General features: G+C 70.5%; 17 protein-coding genes and 3 pseudogenes. 16 read left to right on the top strand and 4 right to left on the bottom strand.

Features of this window, described 5'->3' with window-relative positions; genetic code table 11:
* Positions 1 to 25 precede the first annotated feature (25 nt).
* Positions 26 to 1,906: a translation elongation factor 4 gene (lepA, locus tag ACIA1L_RS04085; protein ID WP_396071040.1), complete on the top strand. Its 1,881-nt coding sequence runs from the start codon at positions 26 to 28 to the stop codon at positions 1,904 to 1,906.
* A gap of 285 nt (positions 1,907 to 2,191) precedes the next feature.
* On the top strand, positions 2,192 to 2,470 hold the full coding sequence (locus ACIA1L_RS04090; protein ID WP_396071041.1) for a GlsB/YeaQ/YmgE family stress response membrane protein: 279 nt from the start codon (positions 2,192 to 2,194) through the stop codon (positions 2,468 to 2,470).
* A gap of 194 nt (positions 2,471 to 2,664) precedes the next feature.
* Here ACIA1L_RS04090 and ACIA1L_RS04095 read toward each other — a convergent pair whose 3' ends face one another.
* From ACIA1L_RS04095 to ACIA1L_RS04105, 3 genes are all read right to left on the bottom strand, one after another.
* A complete protein-coding gene (locus ACIA1L_RS04095; protein WP_396071042.1) occupies positions 2,665 to 4,299 on the bottom strand; it encodes a PAS domain-containing protein in 1,635 nt (544 codons plus the stop codon).
* Positions 4,300 to 4,427: 128 nt separating this feature from the next.
* Complete coding sequence (locus ACIA1L_RS04100; protein WP_396071043.1) at positions 4,428 to 5,264, bottom strand: hypothetical protein; 837 nt, start codon at positions 5,262 to 5,264, stop codon at positions 4,428 to 4,430.
* Positions 5,265 to 5,315: 51 nt separating this feature from the next.
* Entirely contained in the window at positions 5,316 to 6,086 is a 771-nt protein-coding gene (locus ACIA1L_RS04105) for an enoyl-CoA hydratase-related protein (protein ID WP_396071044.1), read from the bottom strand.
* Between the two features lie 36 nt (positions 6,087 to 6,122).
* On the opposite strand from ACIA1L_RS04105, the gene hemW reads away from it, so the two are divergent.
* Both hemW and ACIA1L_RS04115 read left to right on the top strand, forming a co-directional pair.
* A complete protein-coding gene (gene hemW, locus ACIA1L_RS04110; RefSeq protein WP_396071045.1) occupies positions 6,123 to 7,322 on the top strand; it encodes a radical SAM family heme chaperone HemW in 1,200 nt (399 codons plus the stop codon).
* A gap of 70 nt (positions 7,323 to 7,392) precedes the next feature.
* Positions 7,393 to 9,210 carry a S8 family serine peptidase gene (locus ACIA1L_RS04115; protein ID WP_396071046.1) on the top strand — a complete coding sequence of 606 codons (1,818 nt, stop codon included), beginning with the start codon at positions 7,393 to 7,395 and terminating at the stop codon, positions 9,208 to 9,210.
* Positions 9,211 to 9,231: 21 nt separating this feature from the next.
* On the opposite strand, the gene ACIA1L_RS04120 is transcribed toward ACIA1L_RS04115, so the two are convergent.
* Positions 9,232 to 9,897 (bottom strand): DUF4870 domain-containing protein, encoded by a 666-nt coding sequence (locus ACIA1L_RS04120; RefSeq protein ID WP_396071047.1) that lies wholly within the window; start codon positions 9,895 to 9,897, stop codon positions 9,232 to 9,234.
* A 187-nt stretch (positions 9,898 to 10,084) separates the two neighbouring features.
* Between ACIA1L_RS04120 and hrcA the strand changes: the two genes are divergently transcribed.
* The 12 genes and pseudogenes from hrcA (at position 10,085) to ybeY (ending at position 22,590) form a co-directional block, all read left to right on the top strand.
* Positions 10,085 to 11,107, top strand: a complete 1,023-nt coding sequence (hrcA, locus tag ACIA1L_RS04125; protein ID WP_396071048.1) for a heat-inducible transcriptional repressor HrcA — start codon at positions 10,085 to 10,087, stop codon at positions 11,105 to 11,107.
* Positions 11,108 to 11,167: 60 nt separating this feature from the next.
* Positions 11,168 to 12,319 carry a molecular chaperone DnaJ gene (gene dnaJ, locus ACIA1L_RS04130; RefSeq protein ID WP_396071049.1) on the top strand — a complete coding sequence of 384 codons (1,152 nt, stop codon included), beginning with the start codon at positions 11,168 to 11,170 and terminating at the stop codon, positions 12,317 to 12,319.
* A gap of 2 nt (positions 12,320 to 12,321) precedes the next feature.
* Complete coding sequence (locus ACIA1L_RS04135; RefSeq protein ID WP_396071050.1) at positions 12,322 to 13,056, top strand: 16S rRNA (uracil(1498)-N(3))-methyltransferase; 735 nt, start codon at positions 12,322 to 12,324, stop codon at positions 13,054 to 13,056.
* 255 nt (positions 13,057 to 13,311) lie between these two features.
* Entirely contained in the window at positions 13,312 to 14,994 is a 1,683-nt protein-coding gene (locus ACIA1L_RS04140; protein ID WP_396071051.1) for an ABC transporter ATP-binding protein, read from the top strand.
* A complete protein-coding gene (locus ACIA1L_RS04145; protein WP_396071052.1) occupies positions 14,991 to 16,745 on the top strand; it encodes an ABC transporter ATP-binding protein in 1,755 nt (584 codons plus the stop codon). The genes ACIA1L_RS04140 and ACIA1L_RS04145 overlap by 4 nt, the downstream gene beginning before the upstream one ends.
* 82 nt (positions 16,746 to 16,827) lie before the next feature.
* On the top strand, positions 16,828 to 17,754 hold the full coding sequence (locus tag ACIA1L_RS04150; RefSeq protein WP_396071053.1) for a hypothetical protein: 927 nt from the start codon (positions 16,828 to 16,830) through the stop codon (positions 17,752 to 17,754).
* A gap of 179 nt (positions 17,755 to 17,933) precedes the next feature.
* The gene (locus ACIA1L_RS04155) at positions 17,934 to 18,401 is read left to right on the top strand and encodes a hypothetical protein (protein WP_396071054.1); all 468 of its coding nucleotides are present in this window, start codon (positions 17,934 to 17,936) and stop codon (positions 18,399 to 18,401) included.
* Positions 18,402 to 18,417: 16 nt separating this feature from the next.
* Positions 18,418 to 19,824, top strand: a complete 1,407-nt coding sequence (locus ACIA1L_RS04160) for a serine hydrolase domain-containing protein (protein ID WP_396071055.1) — start codon at positions 18,418 to 18,420, stop codon at positions 19,822 to 19,824.
* Between the two features lie 89 nt (positions 19,825 to 19,913).
* Positions 19,914 to 20,638 (top strand): annotated as a pseudogene (locus tag ACIA1L_RS04165) (PhoH family protein); the annotation flags it as partial.
* A gap of 348 nt (positions 20,639 to 20,986) precedes the next feature.
* A pseudogene (locus tag ACIA1L_RS04170) lies at positions 20,987 to 21,421 on the top strand (LAGLIDADG family homing endonuclease); the annotation flags it as partial.
* A gap of 234 nt (positions 21,422 to 21,655) precedes the next feature.
* A pseudogene (locus ACIA1L_RS04175) lies at positions 21,656 to 22,069 on the top strand (PhoH family protein); the annotation flags it as partial.
* Positions 22,070 to 22,119: 50 nt separating this feature from the next.
* The gene (gene ybeY / locus ACIA1L_RS04180) at positions 22,120 to 22,590 is read left to right on the top strand and encodes an rRNA maturation RNase YbeY (protein WP_396071056.1); all 471 of its coding nucleotides are present in this window, start codon (positions 22,120 to 22,122) and stop codon (positions 22,588 to 22,590) included.
* The last annotated feature ends 1 nt before the right edge of the window (position 22,591 follow it).

The raw sequence follows: 22,591 nt of genomic DNA on the forward strand, positions 1-22,591 counted from the left end.
ACCTGATCGATCAGAACGGACGAACGTGCCTGGACCGCTCGACCCCGGCGTGAACATCATCGGAGCGACCGATCCGGGTCGGATCCGGAACTTCTGCATCATTGCGCACATCGACCACGGCAAGTCGACCTTGGCCGACCGGATGTTGCAGATCACCGGGGTGGTCGACCCGCGGCAGATGCGCGCGCAGTACCTCGACCGCATGGACATCGAGCGTGAGCGTGGCATCACGATCAAGAGCCAGGCCGTGCGGATGCCCTGGGAGGTTCGCAACGGCGACCAGCAGGGCCAGTCTGCGGTGCTCAACATGATCGATACTCCCGGGCACGTGGACTTCACCTACGAGGTGTCCCGCAGCCTGGCCGCGTGTGAGGGGGCTGTCCTTCTCGTCGACGCCGCGCAGGGGATCGAGGCGCAGACCCTGGCCAACCTGTATCTGGCTATGGAGAACGATCTGCACATCATTCCCGTGCTGAACAAGATCGATCTTCCGGCCGCCCAGCCGGAGAAGTACGCCGAGGAGCTCGCCAAGCTGATCGGGTGCGAGACCAGTGATGTGCTGAAAGTCTCGGGCAAGACCGGTGTGGGTGTGGAGCATCTACTGGACGAGATCGTCCGGCAGTTCCAGCCGCCGGTCGGCGCGGCCGATGCGCCCGCGCGGGCGATGATCTTTGACTCCGTCTACGACGTGTACCGCGGCGTCGTGACCTATGTCCGGGTGATCGACGGGCGGATCGAGGCCCGCGACAAGATCAAGATGATGTCGACCGGCGCCGTGCACGAGCTGCTGGAGATCGGCGTCGTCTCGCCCGAGATGGAGAAGGCCGGGGCGCTCGGGGTCGGCGAGGTCGGCTACCTGATCACCGGCGTGAAGGACGTGCGGCAGTCCCGGGTCGGCGACACCGTCACCGGCAACGCCCGCCCGGCCAAGGAAGCCCTCGGCGGCTACAAGGACCCGCGGCCGATGGTCTACTCGGGCCTCTACCCGATCGACGGCTCCGACTACCCGGCGCTGCGGGACGCGCTCGACAAGCTCAAGCTCAACGACGCGGCCCTGGTCTACGAGCCGGAGACCTCCACGGCGCTCGGGTTCGGCTTCCGGTGCGGCTTCCTCGGACTGCTGCACCTGGAGATCATCTCGGAGCGGCTGGAGCGCGAGTTCAACCTCGACCTCATCTCCACCGCTCCCAACGTGATCTATCAGGTGGTGACCGAGGACATGCAGGAGGTCGTGGTCACCAACCCGAGTGAGTTCCCGGCGGGCAAGATCGCTGAGATCCACGAGCCGGTCGTGCGGGCTACGGTGCTGGTGCCCAACGAGTACGTCGGCGCGGTCATGGAGCTGTGCCAGAGCCGCCGGGGCAGCTTGCTCGGCATGGAATACCTGTCGTCCGAGCGGGTTGAGCTGCGCTACACCCTGCCGCTGGCGGAGATCATCTTCGACTTCTTCGACCAGCTCAAGAGCAAGACCAAGGGGTACGCCTCCCTCGACTACGAGCCGTCCGGCGAGCAGGTGGCCGACCTGGTGAAGGTCGACATCCTGCTGCACGGCGAACCGGTCGACGCGTTTAGTGCCATCGTGCACAAGGACAAGGCTTACAACTACGGCATCACCATCGCGGCCAAGCTGCAGAAACTGATCCCGCGCCAGCAGTTCGAGGTGCCGATCCAGGCCGCGATCGGCAGCCGGATCATCGCCCGCGAGACCATCCGCGCTATCCGCAAGGACGTGCTCGCCAAGTGCTACGGCGGTGACATCAGCCGGAAGCGCAAGCTGCTCGAGAAGCAGAAGGAAGGCAAGAAGCGGATGAAGATGGTCGGCCGGGTGGAGGTGCCGCAGGAGGCCTTCATCGCCGCACTGTCGACCTCGGACACCCCCGACACCAAGGGCAGCGCCAAGAAGTAGCACGCGCCGCCCGCACAGTGACGTCGAGCGCCATCTCGCAGCCGTGGGGTGGCGCTCAGTGCATCCCGGCAACGGGTCGGTCACCCCTTTCGAGGTGGGTTCTCGGCCGAATTTTGCGTGCCGGTGGTGAAGGGCGCGAGCTGCAGCGACGGTTCTTGCCGGGGTCCGCAGACGGGGTCTGGTCAGGAGTTTGTTGCCGAATCGGCGGTTTGGTTTTTCGAGTGCTCGGGAACTCTGCCGTTCGACGGACGCAACGAACTTGCACCACCCCCGAGGAGGAACTCCATGACTGTCACTGGCATCATCACCGCGCTCATCGTCGGTCTGATCATCGGCGCCCTGGGTCGCCTGGTCGTACCGGGCAAGCAGAACATTCCGATCTGGCTGACCATGGTCATCGGTGTCGTCGCCGCGCTGCTGGGCACCGTGATCGCCCGCGCCGCCGGGGTTGCCGACACGGGTGGCGTTGACTGGACCGAGCTGCTGTTCCAGGTGGTTCTCGCCGCGCTGGGTGTGGCGCTGGTCGTCGGCATCGGCGGTCGCCGCGGCTACAGCCGCCGCTGACCCCAGGCCCCTCGGGGGCTGGACGGAACAAGAAGTGCCGCAGAACGCCGGGCCCCGTTCGGGGCCCGGCGTTCTCGTGTGTGCGGCCTGCCCGGCAGGTCAGCCCGGCGCGCCCGGCAGAGCCTGGGACAAGTCCTGGGTCGGGCGGTGTGGCACGGGGCCGGGCGGTGTCCGTACTTATGGGATCAGGGTTTTCAGTAGCGGAATTTGTGCCGGGCGCTGCGGCGGTTCACCCAAGCGGGGAGGGCGTCGAGGTGGTCCTGGTGGGGGATTTGTTCGACCGGGTCGTGGGCGGCGGTCACGTCGCGCATGGTGACGACGAAACCTTGCACGAGACGGTCGCTGCGGAGGTCACGATAGGTGGCTTCGACCAGGACCTGGGTGGCGTCGGCGCGGCGGAGTGCGCAGTAGAGGACGCCGTCGCCTACTTCGCGCAGCGCCCGGCGGACCTGGCTGGTGTCGTCCGGGTGGACCAGGTCGAGGAGCGTGGCGAACGGCGGCAGGTCCGGTGTGCCCAGGAGCTCGCGGAGAGCCGGGCTGGCGTACCGGATGGCCTGGTCGTCGTCGATGACCAGCATGAGGTCGGCGGTGTTGCGGATGACCGCGCGCAGGTAGAGGTCGCTGTCGCGGCGGCCGACCGCGTCGACGAGGGTGATGCGGTCGAGTGCGAGGGCGGCCTGGCCGGCGAGGACTTCGAGGGCGTCGCGGCTGACGGCCAAGGTGTCGCGGTTGCCTTCCAGCACCAGGGCGCCACCGCTCGGCCGGGCCACGGCGAGCGGTTCCAGCCAGAGAGGACAGACCAACGTGGTGGGGCCGCCGCAGCCGGGGGAATCCACCGACCAGCTACGGGTACGCGAACTTGCCGGCGGGAGCGCTTCGAGGGCGAGCTGGCGGTCGTCCGTGGCGAAGACCACCTTCGTGAGGTCGATGGCCGGCATCAGCTTCGCCACCGCAGCGCGGACTGCCCGGTCGACGGCGGATTCGTCGGCGGCGGCGACCAGGGCCGCGCTGGCTTCGCGGAGGGCGCGTTCGCGGATCAGGGCCTGACTGTTGAGGGTGACCGAGTCGGCGAGGCGGGTGATCGTCAGCACCAGGGTGATGGCCGCGGTGACCGCGATGACGACGCCGTCGGTGACCGTGCCCGAGGTGGCCTCGATCAGCAGGACCGCCGGCGGGGTGGCGACCGAGACCCCCAGCAGCGCCGCCCACCTGCCGTTCCAGGGTGCCGGGCGGGTGGGGATCGGGGTGGTGAGCCGGACCATCGACGGATGCAGGGCGGCCGCGCCCCAGCTGAGGTAGAGCACCACGTAGCCGAGCTCGGTGTGCCAGGCGGGGTGCAGGCCGTACGCGACGTCGCTGGCGAACATCGCCACGGCGCCTGTGCAGAGCAGCAGCGCGGAGAAGTTGAACCAGACCGCCGCGGCCAGGCGGACGGTGACACCGATGAGCAGGAGGGCGCCTATCACGTCGGAGGCGGAGAGGGTGGCGACGCTGCTGCTGCCGCCCAGGATGAAAACCCACAGGACCAGCAGGGCCGCGCACGCCGCCGCGAGGATGTCGATCAACCTGGCGCGGCTCATCAGCAGTGCGCCGCGGCGGGTGAACTGCAGGAGCGCAAGTCCCACGAAGACGAACATCGTCAGGTAGCAGAGCGAGGCCGACCCTCGGGCGTCGAGCGCGTAGCAGACGTCACCGACGGCGAGGCAGGCGATGGAGGCGGCGAGCAGGAGCCAGGGGGCGATGCGGGCCGGCCGGTGCCGACTCAACCCGACGATGAAGGCTCCGACGCTCGCGGCTCCCAACAGGATCCATTCCAGGGCTTGGAGCACGACTAACTAGTACCAGCACGGTCGCTGTCTGTCCATGTCGATGTATACGCAGCGCTATGGACAGGCGGTCGCGAACGGGCTGCCGGACCTGCCGGTCAAGGCGCGAACACATCGGGAATCGTCGCAGGTCAGTCAAAAACCTCGGCGACCACGGTGTCATTGCCGACCCGTCGATCGCCGGTTACCGGCTGCCACTTTCCGTCCGGTGCGGTCCACTCCCGATCGGCGAAACGTACCCGTTCGAGGCCGGTGGTCTTGGCATGCGAGACGAGCCAGTGGGCATACCGCCAGCCGGAGTCCGGGTTCTCCACCGACCAGCTGAGCTCTGCCGCCGTCGCCTCCACACCCCAGTCGAGCGTGAAGACTTCGGCCAGGGCTGCCGCGGCGGCGGCTCCGCGCAGGGCGGGCTTGCTGTCGACCGTGCACTCGACCGCGCCGGTGGCCCGGCCGGTCAGCGCGCGGGCGAGCACTTCGGACTCGTCGGCCCACTTCTCGTACGCGTTGGGATAAGCCGACCGTTGCACCTTCTGCGCCGCGTCGGTGACCCGCATGTCTTTCCAGCCCTTGACCTTCTTCAGGGCGGAGTAGAACTTGTTCGCGGCGTACCGGGGGTCCTGGATCTTCTCCGGCGTGCCCCAGCCCTGGCTGGGCCGCTGCTGGAAGAGGCCGACCGAATCGCGGTCACCGCTGTCCAGATTTTCCAGCTTGGACTCCTGGAAGGCGGTAGCCAGCGCCACCACCACGGCCCGCTCAGGCATCTTGCGCCGCAGGCCGACCGCGGTGATCGTCGCCGCGTTCGCCATCTGGACCGCGTCGAGGGTGACCTCGCCGTCAGCCCGGACCGTGCACTCCGGGCCGAGGCGGGGGAGCTGGAGGCCGCCGGTGAAGGACCGGCTGACGGCGAAGAGGCCGAGGGCGCCGACGAGCACGACCACCGCAGCTATTGCGATTGGCTTGCGCTTCATCGGCACCTCCTCGTCGTCGGACGACAAGCGTAGTCAACGATCCGGCGGTTCCTAGGTGACCGGCACCCAGGTCGCCGGGCGCTTTTCCCGAAATGCCGTCACTCCTTCGACACCCTCGGCGGACTTGAAGTACGCCGCCGAACGGTCCGAGAGGTCCGCGAGCTCAGCCCGGATCGACGTCGCCGGCGGGCGGCGCAGCAGCTGCTTGGCGCCAGCCAGGGCGAGCGGGCCACCCTTGACCAGCGCGTCGCAGTACGAGCTGATCGCCGCATCCAGCGCATCGGGTGCGACCGCGGCGGTGACCAAGCCGATCTGCTCGGCCCGCGCGCCGTCGAACACGTTGCCGGTGAGGTACAGCTCGGTGGCGGCGCGGGGCGAAAGCCGCGGCAGAACTGTGGCACTGATCACGGCCGGGATGACGCCCAGGCGCACCTCGGAGAAGGCGAACGTCGACTCCGTGGTGCACACGGCGATGTCGGCCGCGGCGACCAGACCCAGCCCGCCCGCGCGCGCCGGACCGCCCACCCGGGCAACCACGGGCTTGGGGAACTCCCAGATCGCGGCGAGCACGTCGGCCAGCAGCTCGGCGGGCACCCGGCCGTTCGCGCGGGCCTCGGCGGTCTCCTTCAGGTCAGCGCCGGAACAGAACACCGGCCCGGTATGGGAGATCACCACCGCGCGGACCGCGGCGTCGGTGAGGGCGGCACCGAGGCCGTCCAACAGGTCGGTCATGAGGGCGGAGGACAGCGCGTTGCGGTTCGAGGGGCTGTCCAGCGTCAGGGTCGTTACCCCGGCGACGGTTTCGGTACGGACCAGAGCCATGACCGAACCCTAACGGCCCCCGTGCACACTTGGCAGATGCCTGGACCCCTGCCCGACGGTGAGCCCGTACCGGCCGACGGCTCGCTCCCCGCCGACGCGGTGCGCGCGGTCGGACGGCGTGGCTTCGGCGTGTACGTACACGTGCCGTTCTGTGCGAGCCGCTGCGGCTACTGCGACTTCAACACGTACACGGCGAGCGAGTTGGGCGGTGGGGCAAGCCGCGACGAGTACGCGGACACGGTCCTGCAGGAGCTGAAGCTGGCCGGCGGGATCCTGCGCGCGCCAGTCGACACGGTGTTCGTGGGTGGCGGCACGCCTACGCTGCTGAGCCCCGCCGACCTGGGCCGGATCCTGGACGGCATCGACCGCACCTGGGGCCTGACCGCGGACGCGGAGATCACCACCGAGGCCAACCCCGAATCGGTCACGCCCGCCTCCCTGCAGGCGCTGCGCAAGGCGGGCTTCACGCGCATCTCGCTGGGCATGCAGTCGGCGTCGCCCGGCGTCCTGGCGATCCTGGACCGGAAGCACACCGCGGGGCGGGCGCCGCGGGCCGCGCAGGAGGCTCGCGAGGCCGGCTTCGACCACGTCAACCTCGACCTGATCTATGGGACGCCGGGGGAGACTGCGGACGATTTCGCCGCCTCGCTGGCCGCGGTGATCGCGGCCGGGGTGGATCATGTGAGCGCGTACTCGCTGATCGTCGAGGACGGGACGCGGATGGCGGGGCGGATGCGCCGGGGCGAGCTGCCGTACCCGGAGGACGACGTCGCGGCGGACCGCTACCTGGCGGCCGAGCAGGCCCTCACGGCGGCGGGTTTCTCCTGGTACGAGGTGTCCAACTGGGCGACGTCCGAGGCCGCGCGCTGCCGGCACAACCGGCTCTACTGGACCGGCGGCGACTGGTGGGGGCTCGGGCCGGGTGCGCACAGCCACGTCGGCGGGGTGCGCTGGTGGAACGTCAAACACCCTTCCGCGTACGCGAAGAAGCTGGCTGAAGGGGTCTCGCCGGGGCAGGCGCGGGAGCTGTTGAGCGCCGAGGACCGTCGGATCGAGGAGGTCATGTTGCGGCTGCGGCTTGCCGACGGGTTGCCGTTCGCGCTGACCGACCCTGCGGGGGCCGGGCAGGCGCTGGCGGACGGCCTGCTGGAGCCTGTTCCGTACGGAGAAGGCCGGGCCGTCCTGACGCTGCGTGGTCGGTTGCTGGCAGATGCGGTGATTCGCGACCTGGTTTGACTCTGGTGCGCGCGCTGGCTGCCGATCTACCGGAGGCGCGGGAAGCTCCCGCGGCGACGGGAGGCAGGCGATGCGCGTCATCACCGGGCGGCTGACCGTGATCCTCGCGGGCGGTCTCCTCGTGCTGGGCGCGACCACCCCTGGCGCCGCCGCGCTCGCTTCGCCGGCCACCGTCCCTGAGGCTGCCCCTGTTTCCCCTGCGGGTGTGACCGACGACACCTATCGCAACCACCTGTGGAACAACGACGCGCTGCACATTGATGACCTGCCCGCGGCGGCAACCGCCGGGCAGCTCGTCGCCGTGATCGACAGCGGCGTCAGCGTGACCGAGGAAGACTGGGCGCCCGGGCAGATCCGCTGCGACCTGGGCCACGACGAAGTCGGCGACAGGTACAGCGCGGCGAACGGCTGCGTCGACCCGAACGGGCACGGCACCCACGTCGCGGGCATCATCGGGGCGGTCGCCGGCAACGGCAAAGGCATCGCGGGCATCGCCGCCGGCGTGCAGATCCTGCCGATCCGGGTGATCGACGCCACCGGCACCAGCCAGCCCGACGACATCGCCCGGTCCATCGTGTACGCCGCCGACCACGGCGCCACAGTGATCAACCTGTCGGTGGCCGGGGCGTACAACGAGCTGTACGTCAACGCGGTCAACTACGCCAACCGCAAGGGTGCGGTGGTGGTAGCGGCCAACGGCAACAACCGGAAGAGCGGCAACACGGCGATGTGGCCGGCCTCGTCCGCGGGCGTCATCGCGGTGGCGGCCACCGAATCGACGGGTGCCGTCGCCGACTTCAGCAACACCAGCGGAACAGCGACCGTTGCCGCCCCGGGCTCCGGGATCTTCAGCATGGACTCGACGCATGCGGACCCGGCCGTGCCGTACGTGTCCAAGAGCGGTACGTCGACGGCGAGCGCGCACGTGGCCGCCGCCGTGGCGTTGTGGCGGGCGGCGCATCCCACGGCCACCCCCGCGCAGGCCCGAGCCGCGCTGATCGAGACGGCGACCGACCTGGGCGCGCCGGGCTTCGACAACGGGTACGGCTACGGGTTGATCAACCCGTACCGGCTGCTCACGGGGGTCGAGTGGCCGGCGGTGCCGGCGCCCACGCCCACGGTGCCGACGCCCGCTCCGACCCCCACGCCGACTGCGGCTCCCACGAAGACACCGACGCCTGCGCCGACGAAGACGCCTGCGCCGACGAAGACGCCTGCGCCGACGAAGACGCCTGCGCCCACTAAGACGCTTGCGCCCACGAAGGCGCCGACGAAGGCGCCGACACCGAGCCCGACGAAGACGGTGACCCCGGCACCGGTGCGGACGCCGCCGCTTCTGACGGCGCCCGCCGCGCCCACCGCGCTGATGGTGGCGCCGTTGGCGGAGGCGCTGCGGGTGAGTTGGGCGCCGGTGCGGGGCACGGCGACCGCGCCGCTGACCGGCTATCAGATCTTCCGGGACGGGGTGTCGTTGGGCAATCTGGTCGGCACCACCTACACCGACCGGGTCTCCGGAGGTGTCAACCACACCTACGCGGTGGAGGCTTACGGGCCGGGCGGCAAGTCGGCCCGGGTCACCGCGACCGGCCGGGCGCGCTGGACGCCCGCCGCGCTGTCGCTGAGCCGGACAGCAGTGCCGAAGAAGGTCAAGATCGTCGTGCAGGGCACCTCGCTGCTCCCGGGCAGCGCGCTCACGGTCCGGGAATCGTACGGGCAGGGCAAGGCGGCGAAAACCGTCATCCTGGCGACCGTGAAAGTGACCGTCGGCGACGACGTGTCGGTGGCGGTGCTGCCGGTGCAGTCCGCGCGGACGGGCACGATCCTGGTTCAGGGCACCGACCACGACGGCCGGGCGGTCCAGCTGAGTCGGGCGATCCGGCTCGACTGAACCGGACCGCCCGACGCCGCGCTACTTGATGATCGAGATCGTCATCGGGTAGTTGTACGGCTCGTTGTTGTTCGCCTTCACCCCGGCGATCACGCCGACGATCGTGGCGACCAGCCAGGCCGCGATGCCGATGAAGACGCCGATCACGATGCAGACGAGGATCCAGCCGACCAGCGCGATGATCGACCAGAGGATCTGGAAGTTCAGCGCCTTGACCGCCTCGGCCCGCACGTACGGCGACTGGTTGCCGCGCGCCAGCAGGGCAATCAGCGGCGCGATCCAGCCGGAGCAGCCGCCGCCGAGGAAGGCGCCGGCCGCACCACCGAAGTGCGCGACCAGGATCCAGGTCTTGTCATCGCCGCCACCGACGGGCTGGCCGTAGCCCTGCGGCGGGTAGCCGGGCTGCTGGCCGTACGCGCCGGGCGGGCCGTAGGGCTGCTTGCCGGGCGGGGGACCGCCGTATGGGGCGCCGGAGCCGGGCGGTGGGCCGTAGCCACCAGCGCCGGAGCTCGGCGGCGGGTAGCCGCCCGCACCCGAGGTGGGCGGCGGGGTGCCATAGGTCGGGGGCTGGGGAGCGCCGTACGCCGGGGGCGGCGGAGGTGCCGAGGGGTCGTTGCCATATGGGTTGATCGGCCTGGTGGGGTCCGAGGGGTTTCCCTCACCGGGCGGGCGCGGCGGTTCAGTCATGGCAGACACGGTAGGTGCGCAGGTCGATCGTGGCGAGAGCAACACCCGGGACAGGTCGAACAATAGACAGTCGGCTAAGTAGCACCGGCATCGGCGGACGATCATCGCGTCCGAGTCGGCGGCGTCGTAGACTGGCACTCAAGTCGTCGGAGTGCCAGAGACCGGGTTGCGGAGCGGGGGAGGGGTCATGAGTCTGGATGACCGCAAGCTCGAGGTGCTCCGCGCCATCGTCGAGGACTACGTCGCCACCCAGGAGCCCGTCGGCAGCAAAGCCCTCGTCGAGCGGCACCAGCTCGGCGTCTCGCCGGCCACCGTCCGCAACGACATGGCCGTGCTGGAGGAGGAGGGCTACATCCGCCAGCCGCACACCAGTGCAGGTCGGGTGCCCACCGATGCCGGTTACCGGCTCTTCGTGGACCGGTTGTCGCGGGTCAAAGCGCTGAGCCCGGCCGAGCGGCGGGCGATCGAGCGGTTCCTGGCCGGGGCGGTCGACCTGGACGACGTGGTGCACCGCACGGTGCGCCTGCTTGCTCAGCTCACCCGGCAGGTCGCCGTCGTGCAATATCCGAGCCTGTCCCGCTCGGCCGTGCGCCATCTGGAACTGGTGCCGATCTCCACCACGCGGGTCATGCTCGTGATGATCGCGGACACCGGTCGGGTGGAGCAGCGACTCGTCGAGCTGCCCCTGCCGGCCACGCCCGACGACGTGCTCGACATGCGGCGCAAGGTCAACACGAAACTGTCCGGCGTGAAGCTGGCCGACACGCCGCCGCTGGTCCAGGCGCTGGTCGACGAGTCCGACCCGGAGAAACGCACCACCATGGCGTGCGTCGCCTCGGTGCTGCTGGAGACCCTCGTCGAGCGCAGTGACGAACGTCTCGCACTCGCGGGCACCGCCAACCTGACCCGCGGCGGTGTCCTGGACTTCCAAGGCTCGTTGCGCCCGGTGCTGGAAGCGCTCGAGGAAGAGGTCATCCTGCTCAAACTCATCGGCGAGGTGGAGCCGAGCACCACCCGGGTCCGGATCGGCGACGAGAACGAGATCGACAACCTGCGGGCGGCGTCCGTGGTGAGCACCGGATACGGACCGGGCGCGACGATCGTGGGGGGCCTCGGCGTGCTGGGGCCGACCCGGATGGACTACCCCGGAACGATCGCCACCGTGCGTGCCGTGGCACGCTACGTTGGCGATTTGCTGGCACAGAACTGACGGACAAGCGACGACGGTCTCCGGCGCACCGCGCGGGGCAGACATGAGGACTCGAAACCTGTGGCCAAGGACTACTACGGAATTCTGGGCATCAGCCGGGAAGCCACCGACGACGAGATCAAGCGTGCCTACCGCAAGCTGGCCCGTCAGTACCACCCGGACGTCAATCCGGACCCTGAGGCGCACGAGAAGTTCAAGGACATCAACGCCGCGTACGAGGTGCTGTCCGACGACCAGAAGCGGCAGATAGTCGACCTGGGTGGCGACCCGCTCGCGCCCGGCGGCGGCGGAGGTGCCGGCCCCGGCGGTCCCGGTGGCGCCGGCCCGTTCGTGGGCTTCCAGGACATCATGGACGCGTTCTTCGGCACGGCTGCCGGCGGCGCTGGCGGTGGCCGGGGACCCCGACCGCGCACCCGGCCCGGGGCAGACGCGATCCTGCGGCTCGAGCTGGACCTGGTCGAGACCGCCTTCGGCGTCGAGGCGCCGATCACCGTCGACACCGCGGTGCTCTGCACCCAGTGCACCGGCGCCGGCACCGCACCCGGCACCCACCTGGCTACCTGCGAGACGTGCGGCGGCCGCGGTGAAGTGCAGTCTGTGCAGCGCACATTCCTCGGTCAGGTCGTCTCGTCGCGCCCCTGCCAGGCCTGCCAGGGGCACGGCACGGTCATCCCGCAGCCCTGCCCGACCTGCGCGGGTGACGGCCGGATCCGGACCCGGCGGTCGCTGACCGTCAAGATCCCGGCCGGGGTCGAGGACGGCATGCGGATCCGGCTGGCCCAGCAGGGCGAGGTCGGGCCCGGCGGCGGCACGGCCGGCGACCTGTACGTGGAGATCCACGAGCGCCCGCACGATGTCTATTCGCGCAAGGGCGACGACCTGCACTGCCGGGTCACCCTGCCGATGACGGCGGCGGCGCTCGGCACCCGGCTGACCATCAAAACCCTCGACTCCGAGGAAAACATCGAGGTCAAGCCGGGCACGCAGCCTTCCTCGACCCTGCGCGTACGCGGCAAGGGCGTGCCGCACCTGCGCGGGCAGGGCCGCGGTGAGCTGTTTGTGCACCTCGACGTGAAGACTCCGACGAAGCTCACCGCCGACCAGGAGCGGATGCTGCGCGACTTTGCCAAGACGCGCGGCGAGGACGTGGCCGAGCTGAGCAAGCAGGGCGGGTTCTTCTCGCGCATGCGGGACGCCTTCAACGGCCACTGACCGTGTCCGCACCCCTGTTCCTGGTCGATGACCTGCCGACCGCCCGGCGTTTCACCCTGGCCGGGCGGGAGGGCCATCACGCTGCCGACGTGCAGCGGCTACGGATCGGTGAGGTGCTGATCCTGGCCGACGGCCGCGGCGGCGCAGTCCAGGCCGAGGTCACCGCGGTCGGCCGGGGCAGCATCGACGTCGAGGTCGGCGAGCGGACGGTAGCCCCCGAGCCGAACCCCCGCCTGGTCGTCGTCCAGGGCATCGCCAAGGGTGATCGGGGTGAGCTGGCCGTCCAGGCCATGACCGAGATCGGCGTCGACGAGATCGTGCCGTGGGCCGCCTCCCGGTCGGTGGCGCAATGGCGGGGTGATCGCGGCGTCCGCGCCCGCGAGAAGTGGGTGTCGACCGCTCGGGAGGCCGCGAAGCAGGCGCGCCGCCCCTGGCTGCCGGTGGTGTCGGGTGACCCGGACGTGTCGACCAAACAGGCCGCCGCCCGGCTGACGGCCGCCGCGGTCGCCTTCGTGCTGCACGAAGAGGCCACCGATCGGCTCACCCGGGCCAAGCTGCCGGAGGCGGGCGAGATCGTGCTGGTCGTCGGCCCCGAGGGCGGCATCAGCGACCAGGAGTTGGGCGCCTTCGTCGCGGCGGGTGCCCAGCCGGTCCGGCTCGGCGACTCCGTGCTGCGCACCTCAACCGCCGGGGTGGCCGCCTTGGCCGTCCTGTCGGCGGCGCTCGACCGTTGGTGAGCGGCCGCTCAGACCCATCCTCGCCCCGCATGAAGCCGGTTGCTCGCCGCTGCTGCCCTCGTCCGCACCGCCGCGGTCTGCTGCTGCGGTCGCCCTCATCGCCGCGGTCTGTTGCTGCGGTCGCCCTCATCGCCGCCGACCACTCGGTGGAGCAAGGCCGCGGCCGACCCCAGGATGCGAGCTTAGGCTAGCCTGACCTGCTGAATCCGCCGCCTTCTCAGGAGTCCGCGTGCCCAGCAACCTCCCCGTCCGCCGGTGAGCCGGTCCGGCAGGCGCATCCTGCGCCGGACGATCACCCGCAACGGTCGGTCGCTGCTGGCCGGCACCTCGCTCATCGGCGTGCACCAGGCCTGCGAGGCGGCCATCCCGATCCTGATCGGCGTCATCGTCGACACCGCCGTCGCCCCGGGCGATGCCACCGCACTGGTGCTCTGGACCGGGGCGCTCGGCCTGCTGTTCGCCGTACTGACCTCGGCGTGGCGGTTCGGTGCGCGTCGGCTGATGGGGGCCATCGCGGCGGAGGCGCACCGGCTGCGGGTCGAGGTGGCCGCCCGGATATTGCATCCGCGCGGCGTGCAGACCGACATGCGGGCCGGGGACCTGCTGACCGTGTCGACGAGCGATGCGGACAACACCGCCTACCTGCTGGACTATGTGCCGCGGATCGTCGGGGCGCTGGTAGCCACCGGGGTCAGCGCCACCACGCTGCTGCTGATTTCCGTGCCGCTGGGGATTGCGGTGCTGGTCGCCACGCCGCTGGTGCTGCTCGTGCTGCATGTCGGCGCCCCGCGGATCACCAAGCAGGTCGCTGAGCAGCAGGCTCAGGCTGGGCGGGCCACGTCGCTCGCCGCCGACCTGGTGACCGGCCTGCGGCCGCTGCGTGGCGTGGGAGCGCAGGAGGCGGCCGCCGAGCGGTACCGCGGGGTGAGTCGCCAGTCGCTGGCGGCTACGCTGCGGGCCACCCGTACCCAAAGCGGCTATCTGGCGGCCTCCACCATCCTGAGCACGCTGCTGGCCTGCGGCATCGCGATCCTGGCCGGCTGGTTCGCGCTCACCGGCCGGATCAGCGTCGGCCAGTTCATCACCGTGATCGGCTCCGCGCAGTTTCTCATCGAACCGTTCGGGCTGCTGGCGATCGTCCCGGGCTGGATCGCCGAGGCGCGCGCGTCCGCGGACCGGGTCGCCCAGGTCACCGACGCCGGCCTGGTGTTGCCCGCGGGCGTGACCACCCCGGACGGCCCGGGCGGTGAGCTGCGGCTCAGCGGCGTCCGGCACGGTTCGTTGGCGGGGCTCGATCTGCACGTACGCCCGGGCGAGTTCGTGGGCATCGTCGCGCGCCGACCGGCCGACGCGGAAACCCTGGTCAAGCTGCTCGGCCTGCCCGCAGATCACGAGGGGACGATCCTGGTGGGCGGCGTACCCGTCGCGGAGATCGACCGGTCAAAGGCCCGCCGGCTGTTGCTGGTCGAGCCGCACCACACCGACCTGTTCACCGGCACGATCGCCGCCAATGTGGCCGTGCACGACGACCGGGGCGGGCTGCCCGAGGCACTGTCCGCGGCCGCCGCCGACGAGGTGGTGAACACCCGCCCCGCCGGTCTCGACGAGCTGGTGGCCGAGCGGGGCGCCACCCTCTCCGGCGGTCAGCGGCAGCGGCTCGCTCTGGCCCGTGCACTGCTCGCCCGGCCGCCGATCCTGGTGCTGCACGACCCGACCACCGCCGTCGACGCGGTCACCGAGCACACCATCGCCCAGGGCATCCGCGCGCTGCGGCACGGCCCCGGGTCGGACTTCGCCACGGTCGTCCTGACCAGCAGCCCGGCCCTGCTCGCCGCCACCGACCGGGTCGTCGTGCTCGACGACGGTGTGGTCACCGCCGAGGGGACCCATGCCGACCTGGGCGACATCGATGCCTACCGGCAGTTGGTGCTGCGATGAGGACGCCCGAGAAGCTGCCGATCGCGACCGCGCGGCAGAGCTGGCAGTGGCTGCGGGCGGCGCTGGGCGAGCGACGCGGAGAAGTCTTCGGCACGCTGGCTACCGGAGTGCTCGCCGCCGCGGCCTCGATCGTTCCCGTGTACGCGCTCGGCCTCCTCGTCGACCGGGTACGGGCCGGCGCCGGCACGTCGGCGATCGTCGGCATTTCCATCGTCATCGTGCTCGCTGCTCTGGTGGGTGGCGCAGCAGCGGGACTGTCGTCCTATGTGTCGGGGCGGCTGGGCGCCCGGGTGCTCGCCGACCTTCGGGAGAACACCGTGGCGACGGCGTTGCGGCTGCCCGCCACCGTGCTGGACCGGATCGGCCGGGGCGACCTGCTGTCCCGGGTGGGCGCCGACATCGCCGCGATCGGCAAGGCCGTCTCGGATGTGCTGCCCACAGTGATCTCGGCTGCCCTGCTCACGGTGCTGAGCCTGGCGGCGATGGCAGGCATCGACTGGCGGCTCGGCCTGGCCGGTGCTGTCGCCCTGCCGTTCTACGTGCTTGCCCTGCGCTGGTACCTGCCCCGGTCAGCACCCCGGTACGCCCAGGAGCGCGCCGCCGTGGCCGAACGATCCCAGCTGCTCGTCGAGAGCATGCAGGGGCTGCGGACGGTGCACGCGTACCGGTTGGAGGATCGGCACCTGCGGGACATCGACGTGGCTTCCGGTAGAGCCCGGGATCTGACGGTGAACGTGTTCGCGCTGTTCACCCGGTTCGCTGGCCGGATCAACCGGGCCGAGTTCTGCGGGCTCGCCGCCATCTTGGCTGTGGGCTTCCTGCTGGTGCGCCAGGGCGCGGTCACCGTCGGCGAGACATCGGCGGCAGCGCTCCTCTTTCACCGGCTCTTCAACCCCATCGCGATGCTGGTCTTCACCTTCAACGAGGTGCAGGCCGCCGGTGCTGGCCTGGCCCGGTTGGTGGGGGTGTTGGGGATGCCGGTCGAAGAACGGTCGGTCGGTCGGCAGCCCGGCGCTGCGTCGCTGCACCTGGACGGCGTCACGTTCAGCTACGACGGCGGCAGGCCGGTGCTGCGGGACGTGTCGCTGCGGGTGGCGCCGGGGGAGCGGGTCGCCCTGGTCGGCTCGACGGGCGCGGGCAAGACCACCGTCGCCTCGATCGCGGCGGGGATTCTGCGGCCGAACGCCGGCGCCGCCCTCATCGGCGGGGTGCCGATCGCCGAACTGCCCTCGCACACCGTGGCCGTGGTCAGCCAGGAGACGCACGTCTTCGCCGGACCGCTGATCGAGGATCTGCGCCTGGCTAGGCCGGGCGCCGATAGCACCGAGGTGGCGGCCGCACTGGACACCGTCGGCGCCCTCGACTGGGCCAGGAATCTGCCGGACGGCCTCGACACGGTCGTCGGAGACGGCGGCCACGAGCTCACTGCCGCGCAGGCCCAGCAGCTCGCACTGGCGCGGATCGTCCTGCTGGACCCGGCCGTGGCGGTGCTCGACGAGGCCACCGCTGAAGCGGGCAGCGCGGGCGCCCGGGCACTGGAAGAGTCTGCGGTGGCGGCGCTGCGCGGCCGTACGGCGTTGGTCGTCGCGCACCGGCTGACCCAAGCCGCCGCTGCCGACCGGATCGTGGTGTTGGAGCAGGGGTCCATCGTGGAGTCCGGCTCCCACGCCGAACTGGTCGCCGCTGACGGCCGGTACGCACGCCTGTGGGCCGCGTGGGAGTCGCGCTCGCCGGCCGGCCGCGAGGCGTGATCCAGACCACCTGAACCGGTTCGCGGGACCCGTACGTGTGGAGGGCGTTCGTATCGCAAAGGCCCTAAGAAAGGTCCTCATCATGCATTCCCCGCGAAAGCTGATTTTTGCCGCAGTAGCCGTGAGTGGCGCGCTCGTCCTCTCCGCCTGCGGCAGCGGCGCGCAGCTGGTGGACCCCGCACCGGTCGCCGCTTTGGCCGCCGACCTGGTCTCCGGTACGGCGAAGACCTCCCAGGCCCTGCGCGGCACCGGCGACTGGGCCGCTCCCCAGGGCGGTACGCCGAAGGGTGAGACCGCCGAGGTGGCACAGAAGTGGGTGCAGCTGACCGCGGCCAAAGCGGGCAACCTCAACCCGGTCCTGGTCAACGGCGCCGGTCTGACGCTCTACCGGTTCGACAACGACACCGCGAAGCCGTCGAAGTCCACGTGCAACGGTGACTGTGCGGCGAAGTGGCCGCCGGTGGTGGTGAAGCCGGGCGGCAAGATCTTCGTGGCGGGCGTACCCAAGAGCAAGGTCGGCGTCGTGAAGCGCGACGACGGACGCCTCCAGGTGACCGTCGGCGGCTGGCCGGTCTACCGCTTCGCCAAGGACACGCGGAAGGGCGACACCCTGGGCCAGGGCGTGGGCGGCACCTGGTTCGGCATCCGGCCCGACGGTAAGAAGGCCGGCGCGGTGGAGCAGGGCAACGGCGACACCGGCACCACCCCGCCGAGCAAGGGCGACGGCGCACCGGCGAAGCGCGTCGTGCTGTTCGGCGGCCGGTCCTTCAACGTCTTCGACGAGAGCGAGAGCTCGCAGCGCATCGAGGGTCAGTCCGGCTGCGTGGACGCCACCGAGCCGGGCACGGCGTCGTCCATTGTGTTCGACGGCGTGGTCAAGATCTGGACCGGTCCGGGCTGCACCGGAAAGTCGAAGGAGCTCGGCGCGGTCGACGCCGAGAACATCGGCGGCATCGCCGACCTTCGCGAGATCGGCTTCGACGACGCGATCGGGTCGATCAAGCTCTGACGTCAAGGACGGGCGAAGGGGCGGCTGGGGGGCCGCCCCTTCGCGCTTGGGTAGGCCGATCTTCCACTGTCGACTAGTCCCTTCGTACGGGTTCAGGGCATGATCATTGTCCGGTTCCCGAACGCGGAGGAGACTTCGTCCTCGCGTTGACCCCACCCTCTCGACGCCAAGGACGTGTCATGCACCAGCACCGCCACGCGCGAAAACGCAATCCCCTGCCCTGGGCGCTCGTCGGCGTCTTCGTCGTCGCGCTGGGCGTCGTCACCGTCCCCCGGCTCGTCCTGCCCGCCCTCACCGCAGGTGACGAGGCAGCCGCGAACGGCCCCGCGCCGGTCGCCGCCGCCACGGCCGAGCCGATGCTGACCGTGATCGGCGCCTGCGACCCGGTCAAGGAAGGTCTCAAGCTCTCCAGCGACAACCGCAAGCTCACCGTCAACGGCTCCGGCAAGGTCTACCTGGACGGACTCGATCAACGGGAACTGGCCTGCGTGTTCGACACCCTGCGCGTGCCCGGCGCCCTCAGTTCCCGGATGAGCGACACCGTCGCCGCGGACGGCCGCCAGCAGGGCGACTGGCCCGGCTACACCGTCGTCTGGACCCACGACGAGGATCGCGGCCTCGACCTGACGGTGACCCGCGCCGACTGAGCCTTAGGATCTCGTCGTGGCACTCAGCTCCCCGACGACCGTCCACCAGCGCCTCGAACGGGCCGTCCGCAAGGTGCAAGCCGACGCGCGGGTGCCCGCCCTCTCCGTCGCGCTGCACCGCGCCGACCGCGAACTGTGGACCTGCACCGTCGGCAATTCCGGCGACCCGAACCGGCTCCTCGACGCGGACACCCGGTTCCGCATCGGCTCCGTCACCAAGACGCTCACCGCCGTCCTGGTCCTGCAAGCCCGCGACGACGGCCTGCTCGACCTCGACGACCCGGTCGCCGCGCACCTCGACCTCGAAGCCCACGGCTCCGCCACCATCCGCGGCCTGCTCTCGCACACCGCCGGCTACCAGCGCGAACCGTACGGCGACGTCTGGTATCTGCCGACCCCGCCCGGCGACCAGCAGCTCCTCGACGAGGTGGCCCGCGCCGAACGCGTCCTGCCCAACCACCGCCGCTACCACTACTCCAACCTCGGACTCGCGGTGCTCGGCCAACTCGTGGCCCGCCTCCGCGGCGGCACCTGGGCATCCGTCCTGCAGGAACGCCTGCTCGACCCGCTCGGCCTGCACGCCACCACGGTCCAGCCGACCGCCGAGGCCGCCGTCGGCTACCTCGTCGACGCGTACTCCGACGCCGCCCGAGAAGAACCGCGCCTCGACCTCGGTGGCGTCGGCCCGGCCGCCCAGCTCTGGAGCACCGCCACCGACATGGCCCGCTGGGCGGCCTTCCTCGCCTCCCCGGAACTCGTCGACCCCGACGCGCGCGTGCTCGCACCGGCCACCCTCGACGAGATGCGCTGGCCGCGTACCACGACCGACGAAACTCTCTGGACCGGCGGATTCGGCCTCGGCCTGATCCTCGCCCCGCAAGGCGGACGCGTCCTGCACGTCGGGCACGACGGCGCCATGCCCGGCTTCCTCGCCGGCGTCTACGGCCGCCGCGGCGGCGAAGGCAACCCCGGCGCCCTGGGCGCGGCGGTCCTGGCCTCCTCGGGTACGGCCACCGAGATCAACGACCTTGTCCACGAGCTGCTCACCATCGCCGTCGACGCCGACCCGGCCGACATCCGCCCCTGGTCACCCGGCCCGCCCGCCCCGCCGCAGTACCGCAGCATCCTCGGACCCTGGTGGAGCGAAGGCTTCCCGCACGTCTTCTCCTGGCACAACGGCACCCTGCAAGCCCGCGCGGCAGACGCCCCCGCCGACCGTCCGCCGTCCGTGTTCCGCCCGATTCCCGATCAACCAGACATTTTGCGTACGGTCTCCGGACGCGAAGTCGGCGAACTGCTCCGCCTCACCCGCACCGACGACGGCACAGTCGCCCAGATGCACTGGGCCACCTACCGCCTCACCCGGCAGCAGGAGACCTTCGCCGGTGTACCGGTCACTCAGGGCACCGACGACGCCCGATAATGGCCTCGGCGGGCCGCCACCCGAGCGGATACGATGGCACGATCCTTACGCACGCCGCCGAGCACCGGCGGGGACGAGAACGAGAGCAGGTGGCGTAGGCCGTACGGCCGCCCCTATGACCGGCACCGAACACAGCAGCGCTGCCGCTCGGGTGCAGACCAAGATCTCGGTCGCCGACCCGAAGATCATGGTGAACCTGCTCGGCCCCAAGGACGAGATCCTGCGGCTCATCGAGCGCACCCTCGCCAGCGACGTGCACGTCCGCGGCAACGAAATCACCATCACCGGCGCCCCGGCCGACAACGCCACCGCCGAACGGCTGTTCTCCGAGCTCATCGAGCTCACCGAGAAAGGCGAGACGCTGACCGTCGACGCGGTCCGGCGCACGGTCACCATGCTCGAGCAGAACACCGCCGAGCGGCCCGCCGAGGTGCTGACCCTCAACATCCTCTCCCGGCGCGGCAAGACCATCCGCCCCAAGACCCTCGGCCAGAAGCGCTACGTCGACGCCATCGACGACAACACGATCGTGTTCGGCATCGGCCCCGCCGGCACCGGCAAGACGTACCTCGCCATGGCGAAAGCCGTGCAGGCGCTCCAGGCCAAGCAGATCAACCGGATCATCCTCACCCGCCCGGCCGTCGAAGCCGGCGAGCGCCTCGGCTTCCTGCCCGGCACCCTCAACGAGAAGATCGACCCGTACCTGCGGCCGCTCTACGACGCCCTGCACGACATGCTCGACCCCGAAACCATCCCCCGCCTCATGCAGGCCGGCACGATCGAAGTCGCACCCCTGGCCTACATGCGAGGCCGGGCGCAACCGCTGACGGCGAAGGTGCTGACCCCGGACGGCTGGCGGCCGATCGGCGAGCTCGCGGTCGGTGACCTCGTTGTCGGCTCGAACGGCCTGCCCACCCCCGTCCTGGGCGTGTACCCGCAGGGCACCAAGGACGTCTACCGGGTCACTACCCAGGACGGCGCCTCGACCGTGGCCTGCAGCGAACATCTGTGGACCGTCCGCACACCCGACGACCGCAGCCACGGCCGCCCGTCGCGGGTTCTCGAGACCCAGGACATGATTGGCAATCTGCGCCGCGGACCCGTCCACCGGTACGAGCTGCCGCTCGTGGACCCAGTTGAGTTCGTGCCGCGCGACGTGCCGATGTCGGCGTACGCGCTCGGACTGCTGCTCGGCGACGGCTGCCTGACCACCAGTACGACTCCGGCCTTCGCTACCGCCGACCCGGAGCTCGCGGTCGCTTTGCAAGCCGAGCTGCCGAACATCGCGGTGACCCGCAAGAACGAAGTCGACTACGTGCTGCGCAAGCCCGGCGGTGGACGCGGCGGGGTCATCGTGGCGAACCCGGTGACAGCCGTCCTGCGCGAGCTCGGTCTGGCGGGCAGCCGATCGCACACCAAGTTCGTGCCCGAGAGCTACCGCTTCAACAGCGCGGCTGTCCGTCTCGCCGTGCTCCAAGGTTTGCTCGACAGCGACGGCGGTCCGGTCACCCAGCGCGGCCGGACCTGCCGCATCCAGTACACGACCTGTTCCCCGCAGCTGCGGGACGACGTGGTGTTCCTGGTGCGTTCGCTGGGCGGAGTCGCGTACTGGCGTTGCCGTCCGGCGCTCGGCCGGAAGCCGGGGCTGGCCAAGGGCCGGCCCGTCGAATACCGCCACGATGCCTTCGTTCTCGACATCCGGCTGCCCGCCGGGTTGCAGCCCTTCCGGCTGGAGCGCAAGCGGGCCGCGTACGATGCCGCGGGTGGTGGACGGCCGATGCGGTTCATCCATGACATCGAGCCGATGGGGCAGGCCGAGACGGTCTGCATTCAGGTCGCCGCCGCCGATTCGCTCTACGTAACAGACGATCTCATCGTCACCCACAACACGCTCAACGATGCATTTATCATCCTCGACGAGGCGCAGAACACGACGCCGGAGCAGATGAAGATGTTCCTGACCCGGCTGGGGTTCGGGGCGAAGATCGTGGTCACCGGCGATGTGACGCAGGTCGACCTGCCCGGGGGCACCACCAGTGGGCTGCGGATCGTGCGGGAGATTCTGCAGGGCGTCGAGGATGTGCACTTCGCCGAGCTGTCCAGCTCCGACGTGGTGCGGCACCGGCTCGTCGCGGAGATCGTCGACGCGTACGCCCGGTATGACGCCGACCAGGAGCAGCAGGCGAGTCAGCAGTCCGTACGCTCGGTGCAGCAGCCGGCCGCCGGTGCGCGCCGGCGACGCTGAGTTTTTCCGTGCCAGGACCTTCCGATACGAGACCAGGGGTAACGCACCACATGTCCATCGAGATCGCCAACGAGTCGGGAGTCGAGGTCGACACCGACGCGATTCTCGCGGTAGCCCGGCACGCGCTCGAGGAGATGGGGGTCAACCCGCTCGCCGAGCTGTCGATCCTGCTCGTCGACATCGACTACATGACCGAGCTGAATCACCGCTGGATGGGCAGTGACGGCCCGACCGACGTCCTCGCTTTCCCGATGGATGAGGGCAGTGTCGACCACGGTCCCGGTGAGGCGGGCACCGGCGAGCCGGCCCTGCTGGGCGACATCGTGCTGGCCCCGGAGGTGGCGGCGAAGCAGGCCGTCACCGCCGGGCACACCGCCGCTGACGAGCTGCATCTGCTCACCGTGCACGGCGTGCTGCACCTGCTCGGCTACGACCACGCCGAGCCTGAAGAGGAGCGCGAGATGTTCGCGCTGCAGGCTCGGCTGTTGCAGAGTTGGCGTTCCAGCCGGCGGGCCGGCTGAG

The sequence above is a fragment of the Actinoplanes sp. NPDC051859 genome, assembly GCF_044452725.1.
Classification (GTDB): Bacteria; Actinomycetota; Actinomycetes; order Mycobacteriales; family Micromonosporaceae; genus Actinoplanes.

Bases quoted from the DNA above. Each gene is read 5' to 3' on its own strand.
- ACIA1L_RS04105 (WP_396071044.1), bottom strand. From the start codon at position 6,086: ATGGCTCTGGTCCGTACCGAAACCGTCGCCGGGGTAACGACCCTGACG.
- ACIA1L_RS04145 (WP_396071052.1), top strand. From the start codon at position 14,991: ATGAGGACGCCCGAGAAGCTGCCGATCGCGACCGCGCGGCAGAGCTGG.
- ACIA1L_RS04100 (WP_396071043.1), bottom strand. From the start codon at position 5,264: ATGAAGCGCAAGCCAATCGCAATAGCTGCGGTGGTCGTGCTCGTCGGC.
- ACIA1L_RS04090 (WP_396071041.1), top strand. From the start codon at position 2,192: ATGACTGTCACTGGCATCATCACCGCGCTCATCGTCGGTCTGATCATC.
- ACIA1L_RS04115 (WP_396071046.1), top strand. From the start codon at position 7,393: ATGCGCGTCATCACCGGGCGGCTGACCGTGATCCTCGCGGGCGGTCTC.
- ACIA1L_RS04155 (WP_396071054.1), top strand. From the start codon at position 17,934: ATGCACCAGCACCGCCACGCGCGAAAACGCAATCCCCTGCCCTGGGCG.
- ACIA1L_RS04120 (WP_396071047.1), bottom strand. From the start codon at position 9,897: ATGACTGAACCGCCGCGCCCGCCCGGTGAGGGAAACCCCTCGGACCCC.
- hemW (WP_396071045.1), top strand. From the start codon at position 6,123: ATGCCTGGACCCCTGCCCGACGGTGAGCCCGTACCGGCCGACGGCTCG.
- ybeY (WP_396071056.1), top strand. From the start codon at position 22,120: ATGTCCATCGAGATCGCCAACGAGTCGGGAGTCGAGGTCGACACCGAC.
- hrcA (WP_396071048.1), top strand. From the start codon at position 10,085: ATGAGTCTGGATGACCGCAAGCTCGAGGTGCTCCGCGCCATCGTCGAG.
- ACIA1L_RS04150 (WP_396071053.1), top strand. From the start codon at position 16,828: ATGCATTCCCCGCGAAAGCTGATTTTTGCCGCAGTAGCCGTGAGTGGC.